Below are 15,778 nucleotides of genomic sequence, written 5' to 3' on the forward strand. Positions count from 1 at the left end.
GCGAATTCCGGACACGTGCCGGTAGCGACCGGACTAGGCTGATAGCGGAAGTTCACTAACAACGGCTTCGCTACCGCGAGTTTCCCGTCTACGGATATCTAGAAAGGCCGAGGCGATTCAGTCCTGTAGAGTCATTCGGAAGGGAGCGGCAGTCCTGTGGAAACGTGGACGCCGCCGGAGAACAAAATGGAGGCTGCGTGGTGTTGAGCTTGGACTTCAAACGTGTTCGTGAACATCGAGGAACTCGGAACGGCGGCTTCGAAGAACTCTGCTGTCAGCTGGCCGCCCTGGAGGACTCGGCGACCGGTTCCCGATTCATCCGCAAAGGCCCGGGGGCCGACCAAGGGCTCGAGTGCTACCGCGCTTACGCGGACGGTCACGAAGTTGGCTGGCAAGCGAAGTACTTCATCGACGGCTTCGACGACGGACAAGTCAGCAACCTGGCCGACTCGTTGAAGCGCGCACTCAGCGCCCATCCGCTGTTGACGAAATTCATCGTGTGCCTGCCCGTCGACCTGCGTGACAACCAGTCTGGTAAGAAGGCCAGCGAAGTTCAGCGCTACGAGCGATGGCGCAAGAAGAGCGTCGCCGACGCAGCCGCCAACGGCCGCGTCATCGAAATCGAACTCTGGAGTGCGTCCAGCATCGGCGAGCGCCTTGGGCGCGATAGCCCCATGTACTCTGGGCGGGCACGCTACTGGTTCGACGCCGTCACGTTCAGTTCGGCCTGGTTCCGCGACAAGCTTGACGTGCAGCGTCACAACCTAGGTGAGCGCTACAGCCCCGAAAGCCACGTGGAGCTGCCCATCCAGCAGGCCTTGCAGGCGGTGGCACGTAACCCAGAATTGCTCGCAGCGCCTGAGGCTTGGGTAGCCGAGATTACGTACAAAATGGACGGCGCGGTCGGTAGCTTGTCGCGCGAAGAGCTGTCGTCTGCTGCCGACCTAGTACGACAGGCCTGCGAGCCACTGCTGCAAAGTCTAGGCGCGCCTCCCGCGGCATTGGAAGCGCCGGTGCCCCTGGAGAGCTGGGCGAACATGGTGGCCGCGGCCATCGACGGCGTTTCCAATGCCCTGACTGAGGTCGAGGACAAGGTCCCCGCGAAGAGCCGCTATATCCCACGCAAAGACCTGTTCGACCTCTATTCGGCGGTCGACCGTGTCCGCGAAGAAATCGCCAGCGTGCGATGGCAGCTCATGAACAAGCGCGAGCTGGTCATTTCGGGCCCCGGCGGCATCGGAAAATCGCATCTCATCGCTGACTTCGGACACAAGCAGCTCGAGGCAGGCCGCCCCTTCGTGCTGGTCCTCAGCGGAAGCCTGACAGACGGAGACCCCTGGGAGCAAATCCGAGGTCAGCTGGACCTAGCCCAGGTGACAACCGCCGACTTCCTGGGCGCGTTCGACGCCGCCGCCGAGGCCGCCGGCTGCCGGGCCGTGTTGGCGATAGACGCCCTCAACGAGAGACATGGCATCGCACTGTGGGAGGCACGTCTGCCAGGGTTCATCCGGCTGGTCCAGAAGTTCCCTCGACTGGCCCTTGTGCTGACCGTGCGCAGCACGTACTACCGCTTCCTCCCGCTGAAAGACCTGGAACGCGTTGTACATCCCGGCTTTGCCGGCCATGCCGGCGCCGCAGCAAAGGCCTACCTCGACCGCCGCGGCATCGCGCGACCGAGCTCTCCCAACTTAGCGAGGGAGTTCGAGAACCCACTGTTCCTTCGAACCTGTTGCGAGTACCTCGGCACCGAGGGCCTCAAGCAGTTGCCCAAGGGCATGGACGGCGTCACCGCCATCTTCGACTTCTACCTGACTGCCGTGGCGGACAAGGTCCAGAGGGAGCTGAAGCTCATCCCCGAGCTGAAAATTCCGCGCAAAGCGCTGGAGCAGTTCCTAGAAGCTTGCGCGGCTCATCGCGACGGCGGAAGCCTGCCCATGGAAGACACCATCAAGCTGCTGGAAGACATCCACAACTCGGGGGGCTACACGGACCGCAGCCTCTTTTCTGCGTTCATGTCAGAGGGCGTTCTCACCCAAGACGTCGAGTGGCAGGCTGGAGGGGCCCATAGAGAAATCGTCAGGTTCACGTTCGAGCGGCTGTCGGACCATCTGCGCGCAAAGCAGCTCATCGAGCAAATTGACCGAGCTGACGTCGAAGGCTCGTTCCTCCGAGCACCGTTGGTGGCCTACTTCGAACCGTTCGAGAGCTGGCAATTTGCTGGAGTCATCGAGGCCCTGGCAGTGCAACTGCCGGAGGTGTTCGGCCTCGAGCTGCTCGATTTGCTGCCCAAGGAGGCCCTCGACGACCCTTCGCTCTGCGACGCTTTCGAGAATTCGCTGGCATGGCGGAGTCCCAAGGCGTTCACACGCCGAACGGCCAGATGGGTGGAGAAACTATGCGAGGCCACTGGCCGCTCGGCCTACGGCTTGATGCTTCTGGTCAGTACCGAGCCTGAGAACGTGTTCAACGCCAACTGGCTACACAATGACCTGTGGCCGCGCCCGATGCCACACAGAGACGCTGCATGGTCGGTGTTTCTAGCGAAGGACGATTTGGACGAGGGCGGCGCAGTCGTCTCGCTCATTGACTGGGCCTGGGAGGCTGACGCCAACGAAGTCGATGAGCAGCGCTTATGGCTTGCAGCGGTCACACTAACCTGGTTCTTGTCGACCAGCAACCGTGCCGTGCGCGACCGCGCCACCAAGGCGCTCGTGAACCTGCTTTCTTGCAAGCTCGGTCACGCTGCGGACCTCATCGACCAGTTCGCCGATGTCGACGACCCGTACATCATAGAGCGCGTCCTCGCCGCCTGCTACGGCGCTGCGATGCAGGGCATGGACCGAGCCCGTTGCGGGGCGCTGGCCGCTTCAGTCTGGAAAAGCTACTTTGCCGAAGGTAAGCAGCCGCCGCTGAACCTGATGGCCCGGGACTATGCGTTCGGTGTCCTGCTCTACGCTCAGGCCGTAGGCCAGTTACCGGCGGAGGTCGACCTTGACGCATGCAGGGCCAAGTTCAAGTCAGCCTGGCCGCTTGAATCCGTGACGGAAGAGGACCTCGAAAAGTACCGCGGCAGGGGATACGGAGACTCGATTTGCTCCTCCACGAACGAACACGGTGACTTCGGCAACTACACCCTGCGCAGTTGGTTACACGACATCGTTGACGCGCCCCGCACCCTTGTCGGCAATTCCACCAAGGAACTCTTCGAACGCTGGCAGAGCGCGCTCATAGACAAGGCGACCCCGGAGCAGCAAGAAGCCTACCTTGCGCTGCGTCGGCTTACGGTCGACTACCGCTTGCAGCCGCTGCATTTTTCAATCGACAAGAAGGGCACGGGCAAATCCGAGCGCCTCTGGGCCGAGGTTAAGCAAGCCAACGAGGCGTTCAAGGACACGCTGTCCGAAGAGCTGCGCACCGAATACGCAACGTTCGCGGAAGATCATCTTCTTGAGTCCACGCGCATGCGGGACGACAACCGGCGCCCGTCGGAACTCGACCACGGCCCTGTACGGCGGTGGATTTGCGAGCGCGCGCACCAGCTCGGGTGGACCGAAGAGCTCTTCGAGAACTTCGAGAGGGGTGGGAATATCAGCCACGACCGCATGGGCAAGCACCGCGTGGAGCGCGTCGGCAAGAAGTATCAGTACATCGCGCTCGCTGAGACGACGGCACGCTTGACCGACAACTTGGCGATGTGCTCGTGGGGAGACGATGGCAAGCTGAGGGCGTTCGAGCCAGGCCCACGCGGACGCGACATGAAGAGAGACCTGGACCCATCCCTCCTCATTCGAAGCACCCTCGAAACCGGCTGGGCGGCGGCGCCGGTCACATGGTGGACCCCGTCTGCTCCCCGACTGCCGTCCGGAGACACCGACCTGCTCCTCGCATGGGTGCATGTCGAGAGCGACTTGTGCAACGACGTCGGTCAAATCGAGGTGGTCAGCCCTGACGGCGAGCGATGGCTGACCGTGTACGGCTTTCGCCGCTGGACTGTTCCGGGCCAAGGCAGGCGCAACCACGCTGACGCCTGGTCGCGCATTAGCTGTCTGGTCTGCGCACTAGGCAACGGTCCTCGGTTGGCAACGGAACTGGTCGCCAGGCAGCGCGGCGACGTATCTCGCCTGTGGGAAAGCGGTTCCTTAACCCCTTCTTGGGAGAGCATGGCTGGCGCGACCCCATGCCAATCGAGCTGACGCAGAACCTCAGCGCTGGCATCAAAACACCGTATGCCGGCATCGTGGAATCACTGAACGCTGAAGGCAACGGCAACGACAACTCGGTCGACGACGGGTTCTCGCTCTACCTGCCCTCGTCGGGCGTCATCAAGACGCTGGACTTGCATCTGCGCAGCGGCAAGGTTCCGGAGTACGTTGATGCTGGCGGCACCCTGCGGTGGCAGGATCCCTCGCTGCGCCAGCGCGGTTCTGGGGCCGGTGTGGCGTCCCGCGACTACTTCGTGAGCAAGCTTGCAAGCGCGGAGCTTGAACCGGTCTGGGTGCTGGCCGGCGAGAAGAACGTCTACGCAGGCAACGACGTCGGGGTGTCCATGGGAGGGTTTGGCGGCAGCCTGTATCACACCACCGCCTTCGCCATGGAAGCTGGCGTCCTGAAGTCATTTGGCACGAAAACTGAGTTCCACGCGCCGAACGCAGAACAGCTAGATAAACTGAAGGCACGGTAAAACGCATACAGGCGCAATTTGCGCCACCGCCCCACCCCATTTCTAACGTCGAAGGGCTGCTCTTGGGCGTCAAGTTCGACGAAGCGGGGGACCGCAACCGCTGCATTGCTGCCCTCCACAAGGAAGTCGTCCTTGCCGAGTTCTAAAACTGCAGCATCTCAGTTCGTGTGGCGTGACGTGGTTACTGCATGCATCTATAACGCGGGCAGCCAGACCGCTTCCTGCTCCAGTGCCAGACCCAGGTTCTGCATCTGTACGGTCAGTTCGCGCAAGGATGCCGGCAGATATGCCACGGCGCCGCTGAAGTGGCGCAAGGTGTCTCGCCATAGCTGTACGCTGCCATATCGCGCCAGTTTCCTTTCCCACTGCGGCATCAGCCAGAAATCGCAAGCATCGCCCAGCGCTTCGCGAAGTCGCGCGAAGTTGCTAAGGCCCACGCCGTCGTAATCTGGGAAAAGGATCACCCGGCTGGCACGGGGGCGTTGGCCCAGCCATGACAGCAGCCGGCCGTCGAGCTGCCCGCCGTAGTACAGCAGCGTGGCCTGCGTACCTTCAGGCAGCCAGTCCGTGCGATCAAACAGCGCCTGGTTCTCGACAAGCCAGAGGGCTTGCTCGGTGTGCCAGGCATCGTCTTGCTGAAGGCACAGGGTGGCCGCGCCGAAGTCACGGGTGAGGGTGCTCAGTGGCAACTCCACCTCTTGCTTGCCTTCACACCAGTTCACTGAACAGCCGACCGCCTTGAGCAGCGGGTAGTAGCTGCCGTGTTGATGACGCCGGGCCTTGCTGTCGCGGGCATGGGCAACGTGCTGTGCGCGCAGTGGCAGTTGCTCTGCGAGCGAGGGCTCTACCTGCGGGGACAGATCGACCAAGTGGGCGTCAAACGCCACCTGATCACGGATTGCATACACATCACCTCTGCCCTGACGCTGGCAGCGCACGGCACCCGTTTTCCGAGCAAATCGATCCAGAGCGCTACGTTGTGCCGGGGTGAATTGGCTCGCAGGCAACGGGTTCTTGCCTCTCAGCTTAAGTAGCGCCGCGCGCAGAGCCTGATCTGTCATCAAGCTTCCACCGGTTCGATGATCTGCCAGCTGAAGCGGCTGATCTGGTTGCTACCCTGCCGGTGATGAATGGGCACACAGTAGCGCACGGTGGTCAGCGGCGCGGGAGAAGCGAAGATCAGCGAGAAGCCGAATTCGGCAGCGGTCTCGATCAGGCTGCGCTGGTTGCGCGCATCCAGGGCCAAGGCTTCGTCCAGATAGCAGATGCCTTGGATCGGGCGCCGTTGATCCTGCATCAGGTGCAGCATCGCCAGCCCCGTCACCAGCTTGGCCATCAGTACCGTGCCATTCGAGGCGGCGCTGTCGAGGTCGTCGAAGGCTTCCGGCTCGCGATCTGCCTTGCCCACCCAAAAGCGCAGGCGGAACAAGTCGGCTACGCGCAAGCCGTGGCGGGCGTTGCCTTCCTCGATGAGCAGGGTCTTGGCGCGGTTGAGCTGGTCATCATCCAGCACGCTCTGCTGGTTGAAGAGTTCAAAGGTCTCGCCATTGTCGACCGTGGCGGCCGTGCTGATGAGCAGCTCGATGGCTTCGACCAGTGCGGTTTCGTCTTCGGGTTCGATCTTGAAGACCGCCAGATCGGAGAGTTGACGTCCGCTGATCTTGCGATTGAACTCGCGCATCCGGCGTTTGAACGCGGCCAAGCCGTCGCGCAGTTCGCGCAGACAAGCCGCAACGTTCACCACGGCCGACCGCACCTTCTTTTCCAAGGCCTCTGCCTCCTGCGGCAGGTGATGGGCGAATTCCACCAGGCGGGTGATCTCTTCCTCAGGGTCGCCGACGAACTGATACTTGGTGAGCCCGCCCATGTGGATGTCACCCAGCAGTCGGCGGATCAGGTCATCCAGCTCCAGCAACTGGCGGCAGTCGGCTTGATAGGTCTGCAAGCGCTCGGCCAGCTGCTCCAGCGCAAATTCCGGCTGAGCCAACCACGGCTGATGAGGCAAGTCGGCCAGCCAAGTGAAAGGGCCTTCGTGATCGATCCGCTGATTGCGACGTTGCTCGATCTGCCGATGCTGCTGCTTGAGTGACTCTAAATCCTGCTGCCGCTGTTGACGCTGTTGATCCAGCGCCCGGTAGCGAGCGGCTGATTGCGCAAGGGTATTGGTCAGCTCAGCGAGCTTCTGCTCAAGCACGGCAAGCCGCGCTTGGCGTTCCGCATCACCGCCCTGCAGGGCTTGCATCTGGGTGTAGTCACGCAACTCGGCATCCAGCTGTACCAGTTGCTGTTCCAGCGCATCCTGCTCGCGCTTGACGCTCTCCAGCGCTTGCGCCGTGGCCAACTGCTCTTTCAGCTGCGCCTGCTGCTGTTGCAACTCCCGCTGCAGCTCGTCCAGCTCCGCCAGACTGCGCTGTTGATGCTGTTCGAGAAGGGTGCCAATGCGCAATTCAAGGCCGGGTAGACGGAACATGTTGGCGTCAGCGCCACCAAGAGCGTCCAACAGAGTCTGACCATCTAGCTGGAAGTCCTCCGCGCCAAGGGTCAATGCGGGCTTGGCCAGCACCCTATTCAGCGCATCCAGTTGCTCGGCCAGCAGCACGCTCGCCAGTTGCTGGTAGAGGTTGTGGCCTTGGGTGCGCATCTCCTGCGTCAACTGTGCCAACTCCCTGTCCACGCGTGCGATTTCGCGTTCAATGGCCGCAGGTGGGCGGCTTTGCACTTGGCCCAGGCGGACCACCAAGGCGTCGCGCTGTGCCTGCACGCCACGGCGGCACGCTTCCAGAACTGCCCGGCTTTCCACCAAGGCGAAGCGCAACTGCAGCTCTTGCAATTGCTGCTGCTCTTGATGGAAGCGTTTCTGCTCCAACTCCCACTGGCTCTGCTCGCGCACGGATTGACGATCCTGCTCACGCAAGCGGTCCAGCTCGCCATCGCACTGCTGCAGCTCATGCTGCAGGGCTTGTTGGCGTGATTCGAAATGCTGCTGCCACTGGCCGAGCGCGTCGTCGATCATGGGGCGCCAGCACAGCAGCTTGCCTCGCAGTACCAGCCGAGCGTCGTGCTTGCGCTCCAGTTCAGCGAGGGTGCCTTTCAAACGCTCGGCAGCCAGGTACTGACTGCGCTCGGCGTTGAGGTCGGCGAAGGCCTTGTCCCACTCCGCCTTGAAGTCGACGCTGGCGTCCGGCAGATCGCGCCGGAAGATTTGCAGCAGGTAGTCTTTCACCTCGCTGGAGCGCAGCTTGTCCAGCCGCAGCGTCCGGGTGAGCACGCGCTGGAAAACGCTGGCGTCACTGGCGTGCTCCAGGCGGAACACGCAGAAATCCTGCGAGCCACTCAGCTTGCGGTTCCGACCGCCGTACACCATGTCGGCGAACTCGCTGCTGCTGTAGCTGAATACGCGGCGACCGTGGGTGGCTAGGTGGCTGGCGAGCTTGGGCTGAGCCACGAGCGAGCCATCAGGCAGGCAGAACTCTTCGACCTTGAGCGGGCCGGCGTAGGCGAAGTACTCGTACTCGAAGCTTACGCCCTTGCCCACACACCCCAGCACCACGGTGCCCGATTCCGGTAGCGACACCTCCAGCAGCACATACGCGCTGTTGTTGGGGAAGTAAAACCGCCGGCTCTTCTCCACGTCGTGCGCGCCAAAGTCCATGCGGCGCCGGTCAATGATCAGCAGGAACTGCAGGGCATTGATCAGGCTGGTCTTGCCCGTGTTGTTGGGCGCCACCAGGGACACCGCACCATCCAGCGGCAGCTCGGCGCGGGAGTAGCCCGCGCTACCGAGCAAGACCAGGCGTTGAAAGCCGTGCTGCATCAGTCGCTCTCCTCGTCGTTCAGCACGTCGTCGCCGTCATCTTCAGGGCCAGCGTCCGCCTCGTTGTCGTCATCTCGTGAGGCTGCTGCCAGGCCCTCAAAGTGGTCCAGGTAGCGACAGACGGCAGGCAGCAGCCGCCAGCCTGCGGGCTCCGCCACTGCGAAGCCAAGCGTGCTGGCACGTCCCAGCAGGTCGATCAGCCCATCAGTTGACAGCCCTTCGGCGTCCAGCAGGTCTTTCTGCTGTTCGTGCACCTCGGCCAGCCATTCCCGATCAATGAGCCAGTCGGTGAAGCGTTGCAGGGCTTTGCCGGCATTGGCTTGGGCGTCGAAGATGACCATGAACAGCAGGGCCAGTTGACGGCTGACCTTGCCGATGTTGCTGCTTGCATCGGTGTTGTGGAACCAAGCAAAGCCTCGTGCATCCATGCGCAGCTCAAAACCCAGCGCCGCGAACAGCCCGGCATAGCCCGCTTCCTGCTGTTCAAGTTCCGCCCAAAGTGCAGGCTCGGCCATGCGGTTCAGGTGCTTGCCAGACAGGAACAAGCGGAAGAGTTCGGCCAATGCTGGCATCTGTGCCAGTTGCGGGGTCAGTGGATGAGGCGTCGTCATGCCGGAATGCTCACTCGGTGAGGATGGTGCAGCACACGGATGGTCTGCAAAGTGGTGGTCTCGGGATGCTCGCAGGCCTCGATGTGCCAACTGTCCTCGTGCTGAAGCTCATGGAACAGTCGCAGCAGCGTTGCGTCCCGCAGATGACCGTGATGGGTGTGCAGCCAGTCCAGCAGGCTGTCCACCGGCAGGCTGCTTCTCAGCTGTTGCCGGATAGCCGCCTCGTCCACGTGCTCCAGCAGCGGCGGGGCGTTGCCGGGCTCATCTTGTGGGAAGACCACCGACTGCGGCTGGTACTGCTGAGCTGCGGCCATCACGGTGCGCACCTCATCGCCCAACTGCAATCGGAAGCCCCGTTCATTGCGCCAGACAGGCATTGCAGTGTTGGCCGTGTGCCGCGACAAAGCTCGGCGCAGGCCCCGTTTGCGCACCTGGCCCAGCAGCAGGCTGACCGCACTGGTGAGCGCATTGTGTTGACGCATCTCCTCGCGCAATGGGAGCACCGTGTCGGCGCACTGTTGAGCGATCAGGCGACCAAATCGCCGCAGCTCCTTGGCCTGATGCGCCACCTGCCTGAGCTGCAGGCGATGCGAGTACAGTCCGCCTTGCACCGATAACTGCTCAAAGGCCAGATCAAGCGAACGCTCGGCATCTTCCAGGTAACGGTAAAACGTGCCTTGCGGGCCAGTGTCCATCATCTGGTTCATCGGCTCGACGTAGTGGTCGTAGGCCTCCAGCACACGTCTGTAGCGTTGGGCGATGGGCGTGCTGGCGTCGGCGCTCTTGGCATCTTCAGCCAGCTCCAGCAGTGCGTGGCGGTCTTGATCCAATTGCAGGCTGATCTGGCGGAACAGCTCAGCGAGCTTGTTGGCCGCGCCTCGCGCCCGGTCCATGTCGGCGCCCTGCATTCCCTCGTTGAGAGCCTCCGTGGCCACTCGGATGGCGGCAACGCGTGCTTGCAGCACGGCAGCCAAGCCCAGCTCGTGTTCGCGAGTCAGCCCGCGCACGAAGTCCAGCACGTAGGCGTTGAGCTGCAGGTCGCTGCTGCGTGCGCAGGGTTGGAGAATGTCTGCATTCACCATGGTGCGAACTGCTGCCCCCTGGGCTTCTGCATCCATCTGCGGAGCCACCTTCGCGATGCAGCCCAGCACTTGTTCGGTGGTGAGCACCGCAAGCTCGCGCGACAGCCTCACCAAGACCTCCACGGTGTCCCAGTGTGTGTACAGCGCGTAGACCAGTGAACGCGGGTTAGCCATGTCAGCTCGACGTCATAGTTGAGCCGCGCTGCACGGCCCGGCGGTGCATAGCGTCAGTTCCAACGCGGGGTTAGGCATCTGTACGCCCCTTCGCGTGTTCTTTGCGCCAACGCTCAAGAAGTTCTGTGTTTCCTGATGCCACCTCAATGAGCATTTGCAGGGAGAGAACTGCGCCCGGAACGATGCCTGCTTCATCAATCTCCTGCCCGTCGAAGTCTGGATTTGTCGGAATCTCGACGTTTACTACCCACCAGACGCCAATCTTGCGCAACAGAGTCACCAATTCAGCGAACTGAGCTTCATGGGCCGACTTGACCTGTCCAGTCACCACAGCGAACAGTTGGTGGGCTAGCTGGTTGCGTGTGAATTTCAGCTTTTCAAAGGTGGCCATATCAGCATCATCAATGGCGTCGTTCTCGCGCAGCCATTGAAGGGATGCGTATAGCGGGCTCTTGTTCTTGGATAGGACCCTAGATTGGTAGTCGTCCCCGACAACTGGCCCTTGCTCATCAAATCCGCTCGTGTAGAAGCTGCGAACGTCGTCCACGATCGAGTCCTTGAGGATCTCGAACGTGGTGATAAACATTGTTGCTAGGAACAGCGATGGTCTTACCACCTCCGGATCAAGGAATCGCTCCCATTGGTCGGTCGTGTCGGTCATCAGACTCCTAGCCTCCCAATATGGCGGGCATCGTGCTTGGCGTGCGATTCCAGACCTTTTAGTGTCGCCCACAGCCGCGCATGGCAGCACACCGGCCCGTGGCCGCAGCGAGGATTCAACCTGATGCCTGATCTGGACGCAGCCTTCTTCTGCAGTGTCCCCAGCTGCCGCTGCCCGCAAAACCTGCCGGTCATGCGCTCAGCGGCCACATTCTTCGAGCTCGAAGAAGCGAGCTCAAAGAATGTGCCGAATGCGGTGGGGACAGCCTGCTTACGAACGTGCGTCCAGCATGAATGTGCGAAAGACGGTGCCAGCCCATGCGTGAAGACCGGTGTCTGCTTTGTGCGAAACAGGTGGGAGCAATGTGCAAAGACGTTGGCGACAGCGTGCCGTGAACTGTGCGAGCAGTGTGGTGACATCCAGCCGAACAAGGTGTGAACACCTCGCCCGGCTTGGGTTTCAAAGTACCTCATCTTGCGACGCCACCATCCACACCCGCTTCAATGGCAGCTCCGCTTTGAGGTCTTCATCCAGCCGCTCGTACTGCTCGAACAGTTGTTCGAGCAGCTCTTTTTGCGTCCAAAGCCGCAGCCGGAAGAACTGGGAGGCGAGCTCCTTCTGCACGTTGCCCTTGAAGCCACCCCAGGCCACGAACAGGCCCTGATCAGCGTTGAACTTGGTCATGGCTCCCAGCAGCTTGTCCACCGGCTCGCGGCCAATCGGCGAATCCTCTGACTTCACCTCCACGCACAGACGTGGCGCGGAAAAAACCCAAGGGGCCAGAGCCTGCAAGGATGTCGGCTCCGCCGTCTGCCCCTCCGGGCTGCGGTAGGTGGTGTAGCCCTGCGCTTTCAGGATGCCTTCAACCAGTCGGGTCAGGCCGTGCCCTTTGAAGCGCGCGGACACCAGGGCGGCGATCTGGTCGCGTGCCAGTTCGTCCAGGTCAGTGTCTGCGGCCTCGACATCGGTGGTCGTTGCTGCTGCGGCTTTGGCTGGCGCAGCCAGCGCTTCCGCCTTCCATCCGGTAGCACGCATAGCAGCGATGCGTTGCTCCGCGTTGTTCCGCTGGATGCGGCAGATGGTGAGAAACGCCCCGAAGGAAAACAGCAAGTCCTTGCCGAAGTGCATTCGGGGAATGGCCTCGCCGATCCACTTGACTGTTCGCCAATGGAAGAAGGGGTTTGGGCCTGCCTTCTCCGCGTGGTAGTCGCCCGTGATCTCGCCAATGTAAACCGCAGGCTGCGTCTTCAGTGGCAAAACCACCAAGTCGCCCTTTTGCATCTCGTGCGCGAATGGCCAGACCTGACTCACCCAGTTCAGCACTGCCTTGGGCTTGGCCTCCGGGTAGCGCTGGGTCATTTCAGCATTCAACTCGCCCCGCTGTTGTAGCTTGGATAGGTCAAGGTTCAGCTCATCCCAGGTCACGTAGACCCGGCCTTCATGGATGAATTTCTGCTCGTATTCGCCGTGCGAGCCTGCACGGACCAGCCAAATCGCCATTCAGTCCCCCTTGTTGTTGGTATGCCCGCGTTGTAGGTGGTCAGGTCGTCCAGCTGTTAGACAGCTCCTCAGCCTGCTTCAGCACCAGCTCCACTGCGTCGGGTTGCTGGTCGGGTGGGTACTTCCATTTCTGCAGGCAGCGCCGCACCAGGATACGAAGCTTGGCCCGCACGCTTTCGCGCACCTGCCAGTCCACCGTGGTGCTAGCCCGAAGCTTCTCCGTTATCTCAATGGCGATCTTTTTCAGCACCTCGTCGCCCAGGGCTCGTACGGCACTCTCGTTGTTGGCAAGTGCGTCGTAGAAGGCAATCTCGTCCTGCCCCAAACCCAATGCAGCCTCTCGCTCCAGTGTGGCCTGGAACTCCTTGGCCATCTGGATCAGCTCCTCGATGACCTGCGCCGTTTCAATCGCACGGTTGTGGTACTTGCGCAGGGTTTCCAGCAGGCGGTCGCCGTACTTTTTCTCCTGTACCACATTGTTGCGGGCCCGAGCCTTGATCTCGTCGCGCAACAGCTTCTCAAGCAGTTCCACGGCCAGATTGCGGCTTTCCATCTTGCGCACATCGGCCAGGAATTCTTCCGACAGTAAGCCGATGTTCGGCTTGTCCAAGCCGGCCAGGGCAAACACGTCGGCCACGCCGTCAGCGATGATGGCGTTATCCAGGATCTGCTTCAGTGCGCTGTTCTTCTCGGCGTCGCCCCGCTTTTTGTCCACGGTGGTGAACTTGGCGATGGCCGCCTTGATGGCCGAGAAGAAGGCAATCTCCTTGCGCAAGGCGCCGGCCTCATCCAAGGTGCCGCACAACGAGAACGCCTTGGCCACTGCCACCATGGTGTCGAGGAAGCGTGACTTGCCGTCCTTCAAGCCCAGGATGTGGTTGGCCGCAGGCACCAGCAGCTGAATGGCCTTGGTTTCGAAGGCACTGTAGTCGAAGCCGTGCATCAGGCCGCGCACGATGTCCATCTTCTCCAGCAACACGGACAACGCTTCGGCGGCGTTATGCGTTGGGTCACCCTTGCCCTTGGCGTCGGTGTAGGTCTTGAGCGCGGCCTTCAGCTCGTTGGCAATGCCGATGTAATCGACCACTAGACCGCCCGGCTTGTTCTTGAACACCCGGTTGACGCGGGCGATGGCCTGCATCAGGTTGTGGCCCTTCATGGGCTTGTCGATGTACATCGTATGGCAGCAAGGCGCGTCGAAGCCCGTCAGCCACATGTCGCGCACGATCACCAGCTTCAGCGGGTCTTTCACGTCCTTGAAGCGCGCCTCCAGCCGCTTCTTGACCTGCTTGCTATAGAGGTGTGGCTGCAGCAGTGCCTTGTCGGCTGCGGAGCCCGTCATGATGATCTTGATGGCACCTTGCTCGGGGTCGGTGCTGTGCCAGTCGGGGCGCAACGCGACGATGGCGTTGTAGAGCTGCACGCAGATGTCACGGCTCATGCACACGATCATGGCCTTGCCGTCCACCACCGAGACTCGCGCTTCGAAGTGCGGAATCAGGTCGCGGGCCACTTGCTGCAGCCGTGGCTCCGAGCCCACCAGCTTTTCCAACGCCGCCCATTCGCTCTTGGTCTTCTCGCGGTTGGCAATGTCCTCTTCGTCTTCGACCACCTCTTCAACCTGCTCGTTAAGCGCGTCAATCTCGGCCTGGTTCACGTCCAGCTTGGCCAAGCGGCTCTCGTAGAAAATCGGCACTGTGGCGCCATCGTCCACCGCATCCTGGATGTCGTAAATGCTGACGTAGTCGCCAAATACTGCGCGGGTGTCTTTGTCTTCCAGCGCAATGGGTGTACCGGTGAAGCCGATGAAGGTGGCGTTCTTGAGTGCGTCGCGCAGGTGTTTGGCGTAGCCGAACACGTACTTGCCCGTCTTGGTATCTAACCGCCCCTTGGTGCCGTACTGGCTACGGTGGGCCTCGTCCGAAATCACCACGATGTTGGTGCGGCCGGAGAGTAGCGGGTGAGCCTCTTCACCCTCCAGTAGCGCGAACTTCTGCACCGTGGTGAAGATGATGCCGCCGGCCTCTCGCGAGGCCAGCATCTCGCGCAACTCGTCGCGGTCGCCGGCCTGCACGGGGGTAGTCTTCAGCAGATCGCTGGCAGCGCTGAAGGTGGCGAACAGCTGGCCGTCCAGATCGCTGCGATCCGTCACCACCACCAAGGTGGGGTTCTTCATTTCGGGCTGCTGCAGTAGCTTGCCCGCATAGCAAGCCATGGTGATGCTCTTACCCGAACCCTGCGTGTGCCACACCACCCCGGCCTTGCGTGAGCCGGGTGTCACCTGCTTGCCATAGGTGGCACGTTCTTCATGCACCTCCAGCAGGCCTCGATCTGCATCCTGCGCCGCAATCACCGTCGCCCGTACCGCCTCGCGTACCGCATGGAATTGGTGATAGCCCGCGATCTTCTTGATGATGGCGTCGCCATCCTGCTCGAACAGCACGAAGTGCCGTACGTAGTCCAGGAACAGCTCGGGCTTGAAGAAGCCCCGCACCACCGTCTCCAACTCCATTTGCAGGCGCGGCCGATCGTCTTCATTGGCGATGGTGCGCCAGGGCAGCATGCGCTCCGCATTGGCGGTAAGCGAGCCGACGCGCGCGGTCCAGCCATCGCTCACCACCAGGGCCGCGTTGCTGTTGAACAGATCGCTGATCTCGTCCTTGTAGGTTTGTAGCTGGTTGAAGGCGTCCCACACATCGGTCTGCTCGTTGGCGGGGTTCTTCAGCTCCACCACGGCCAGCGGCAAGCCGTTCACAAAGGCGATCACATCCGGTCGGCGTGGCTGCTTGGTGCCGGTGATGGTGAACTGGTTCACCACCAGGAAGTCGTTGTTGCTGGGCTGCGCGAAGTCGATGAAGTACACCAGATCGGTCTTCTTCTCATCACCAACCGTACATTCCACCATCACCCCGTTCAGCAGCAGGCGATGCACGCTGCGGTTGCGCACCACCATCTGTGGCTCACTGACCGATTGCAGCGCATGTGCCGCCTGCTCCAATGCTGCGGGTGGCATGTGCGGGTTGATCCGGCCCAGTGCGGTAAGCAAGCGCTCACGCAGCACTACCTGTCGATAGTCGGTACGCTCCGGGGCGTTGCTATCGGGGGCAATGTCCGGGCCGTGGGCGAAGCGCCAGCCCGTCTCCTGGAACCAGCCCAGGCAGAGTTCTTCGAGTTGTTGTTCGTTCAGCATCTTGGCCTCCCTGCGCCTCCTCAAACTCTCTGGCAGCTGATCAGGATTGCGATGAAATAAGAAAT

At 61.6% G+C, this 15,778-nt stretch carries 9 protein-coding genes; 2 read left to right on the forward strand and 7 right to left on the reverse strand.

The genetic code is table 11. The annotated features are described in order from the left end of the window. Window positions 1-209: 209 nt before the first annotated feature. Window positions 210-4,193 (forward strand): NACHT domain-containing protein, encoded by a 3,984-nt coding sequence (locus tag H9L41_RS01845; protein WP_187523653.1) that lies wholly within the window; start codon window positions 210-212, stop codon window positions 4,191-4,193. Continuing rightward, window positions 4,178-4,681: a hypothetical protein gene (locus H9L41_RS01850; protein ID WP_187523654.1), complete on the forward strand. Its 504-nt coding sequence runs from the start codon at window positions 4,178-4,180 to the stop codon at window positions 4,679-4,681. Before H9L41_RS01845 ends, H9L41_RS01850 begins: the two co-directional genes overlap by 16 nt. 194 nt (window positions 4,682-4,875) lie before the next feature. On the opposite strand, the gene H9L41_RS01855 is transcribed toward H9L41_RS01850, so the two are convergent. The 7 genes from H9L41_RS01855 to H9L41_RS01885 all read right to left on the reverse strand — a co-directional run bounded on the left by H9L41_RS01855 (window position 4,876) and on the right by H9L41_RS01885 (window position 15,713). After that, window positions 4,876-5,742, reverse strand: a complete 867-nt coding sequence (locus H9L41_RS01855) for a DUF7281 domain-containing protein (protein ID WP_028445858.1) — start codon at window positions 5,740-5,742, stop codon at window positions 4,876-4,878. Then, the gene (locus H9L41_RS01860; RefSeq protein ID WP_028445859.1) at window positions 5,742-8,495 is read right to left on the reverse strand and encodes an Mks condensin complex protein MksF; all 2,754 of its coding nucleotides are present in this window, start codon (window positions 8,493-8,495) and stop codon (window positions 5,742-5,744) included. Before H9L41_RS01860 ends, H9L41_RS01855 begins: the two co-directional genes overlap by 1 nt. Beyond that, complete coding sequence (locus H9L41_RS01865) at window positions 8,495-9,106, reverse strand: condensin complex protein MksE (protein ID WP_028445860.1); 612 nt, start codon at window positions 9,104-9,106, stop codon at window positions 8,495-8,497. Before H9L41_RS01865 ends, H9L41_RS01860 begins: the two co-directional genes overlap by 1 nt. Then, the gene (locus H9L41_RS01870) at window positions 9,103-10,362 is read right to left on the reverse strand and encodes an MksB family condensin complex protein (RefSeq protein WP_028445861.1); all 1,260 of its coding nucleotides are present in this window, start codon (window positions 10,360-10,362) and stop codon (window positions 9,103-9,105) included. Before H9L41_RS01870 ends, H9L41_RS01865 begins: the two co-directional genes overlap by 4 nt. Window positions 10,363-10,432: 70 nt before the next feature. Further along, window positions 10,433-11,023, reverse strand: a complete 591-nt coding sequence (locus H9L41_RS01875; protein WP_028445862.1) for a hypothetical protein — start codon at window positions 11,021-11,023, stop codon at window positions 10,433-10,435. Between the two features lie 459 nt (window positions 11,024-11,482). After that, entirely contained in the window at window positions 11,483-12,523 is a 1,041-nt protein-coding gene (locus tag H9L41_RS01880; protein ID WP_187523655.1) for a restriction endonuclease, read from the reverse strand. Window positions 12,524-12,563: 40 nt separating this feature from the next. Next, window positions 12,564-15,713 carry a type I restriction endonuclease subunit R gene (locus H9L41_RS01885; RefSeq protein WP_034606641.1) on the reverse strand — a complete coding sequence of 1,050 codons (3,150 nt, stop codon included), beginning with the start codon at window positions 15,711-15,713 and terminating at the stop codon, window positions 12,564-12,566. Between the last annotated feature and the right edge of the window lie 65 nt (window positions 15,714-15,778).

Source organism: Chitinimonas koreensis (assembly GCF_014353015.1).
GTDB classification, from domain to species: Bacteria; Pseudomonadota; Gammaproteobacteria; order Burkholderiales; family Chitinimonadaceae; genus Chitinimonas; species Chitinimonas koreensis.

Coding starts and splice junctions, on each gene's coding strand:
- H9L41_RS01865 (WP_028445860.1), bottom strand. CDS start 9,106: ATGACGACGCCTCATCCACTGACCCCGCAACTGGCACAGATGCCAGCA.
- H9L41_RS01860 (WP_028445859.1), bottom strand. CDS start 8,495: ATGCAGCACGGCTTTCAACGCCTGGTCTTGCTCGGTAGCGCGGGCTAC.
- H9L41_RS01885 (WP_034606641.1), bottom strand. CDS start 15,713: ATGCTGAACGAACAACAACTCGAAGAACTCTGCCTGGGCTGGTTCCAG.
- H9L41_RS01880 (WP_187523655.1), bottom strand. CDS start 12,523: ATGGCGATTTGGCTGGTCCGTGCAGGCTCGCACGGCGAATACGAGCAG.
- H9L41_RS01870 (WP_028445861.1), bottom strand. CDS start 10,362: ATGGCTAACCCGCGTTCACTGGTCTACGCGCTGTACACACACTGGGAC.
- H9L41_RS01875 (WP_028445862.1), bottom strand. CDS start 11,023: ATGACCGACACGACCGACCAATGGGAGCGATTCCTTGATCCGGAGGTG.
- H9L41_RS01855 (WP_028445858.1), bottom strand. CDS start 5,742: ATGACAGATCAGGCTCTGCGCGCGGCGCTACTTAAGCTGAGAGGCAAG.
- H9L41_RS01850 (WP_187523654.1), top strand. CDS start 4,178: ATGCCAATCGAGCTGACGCAGAACCTCAGCGCTGGCATCAAAACACCG.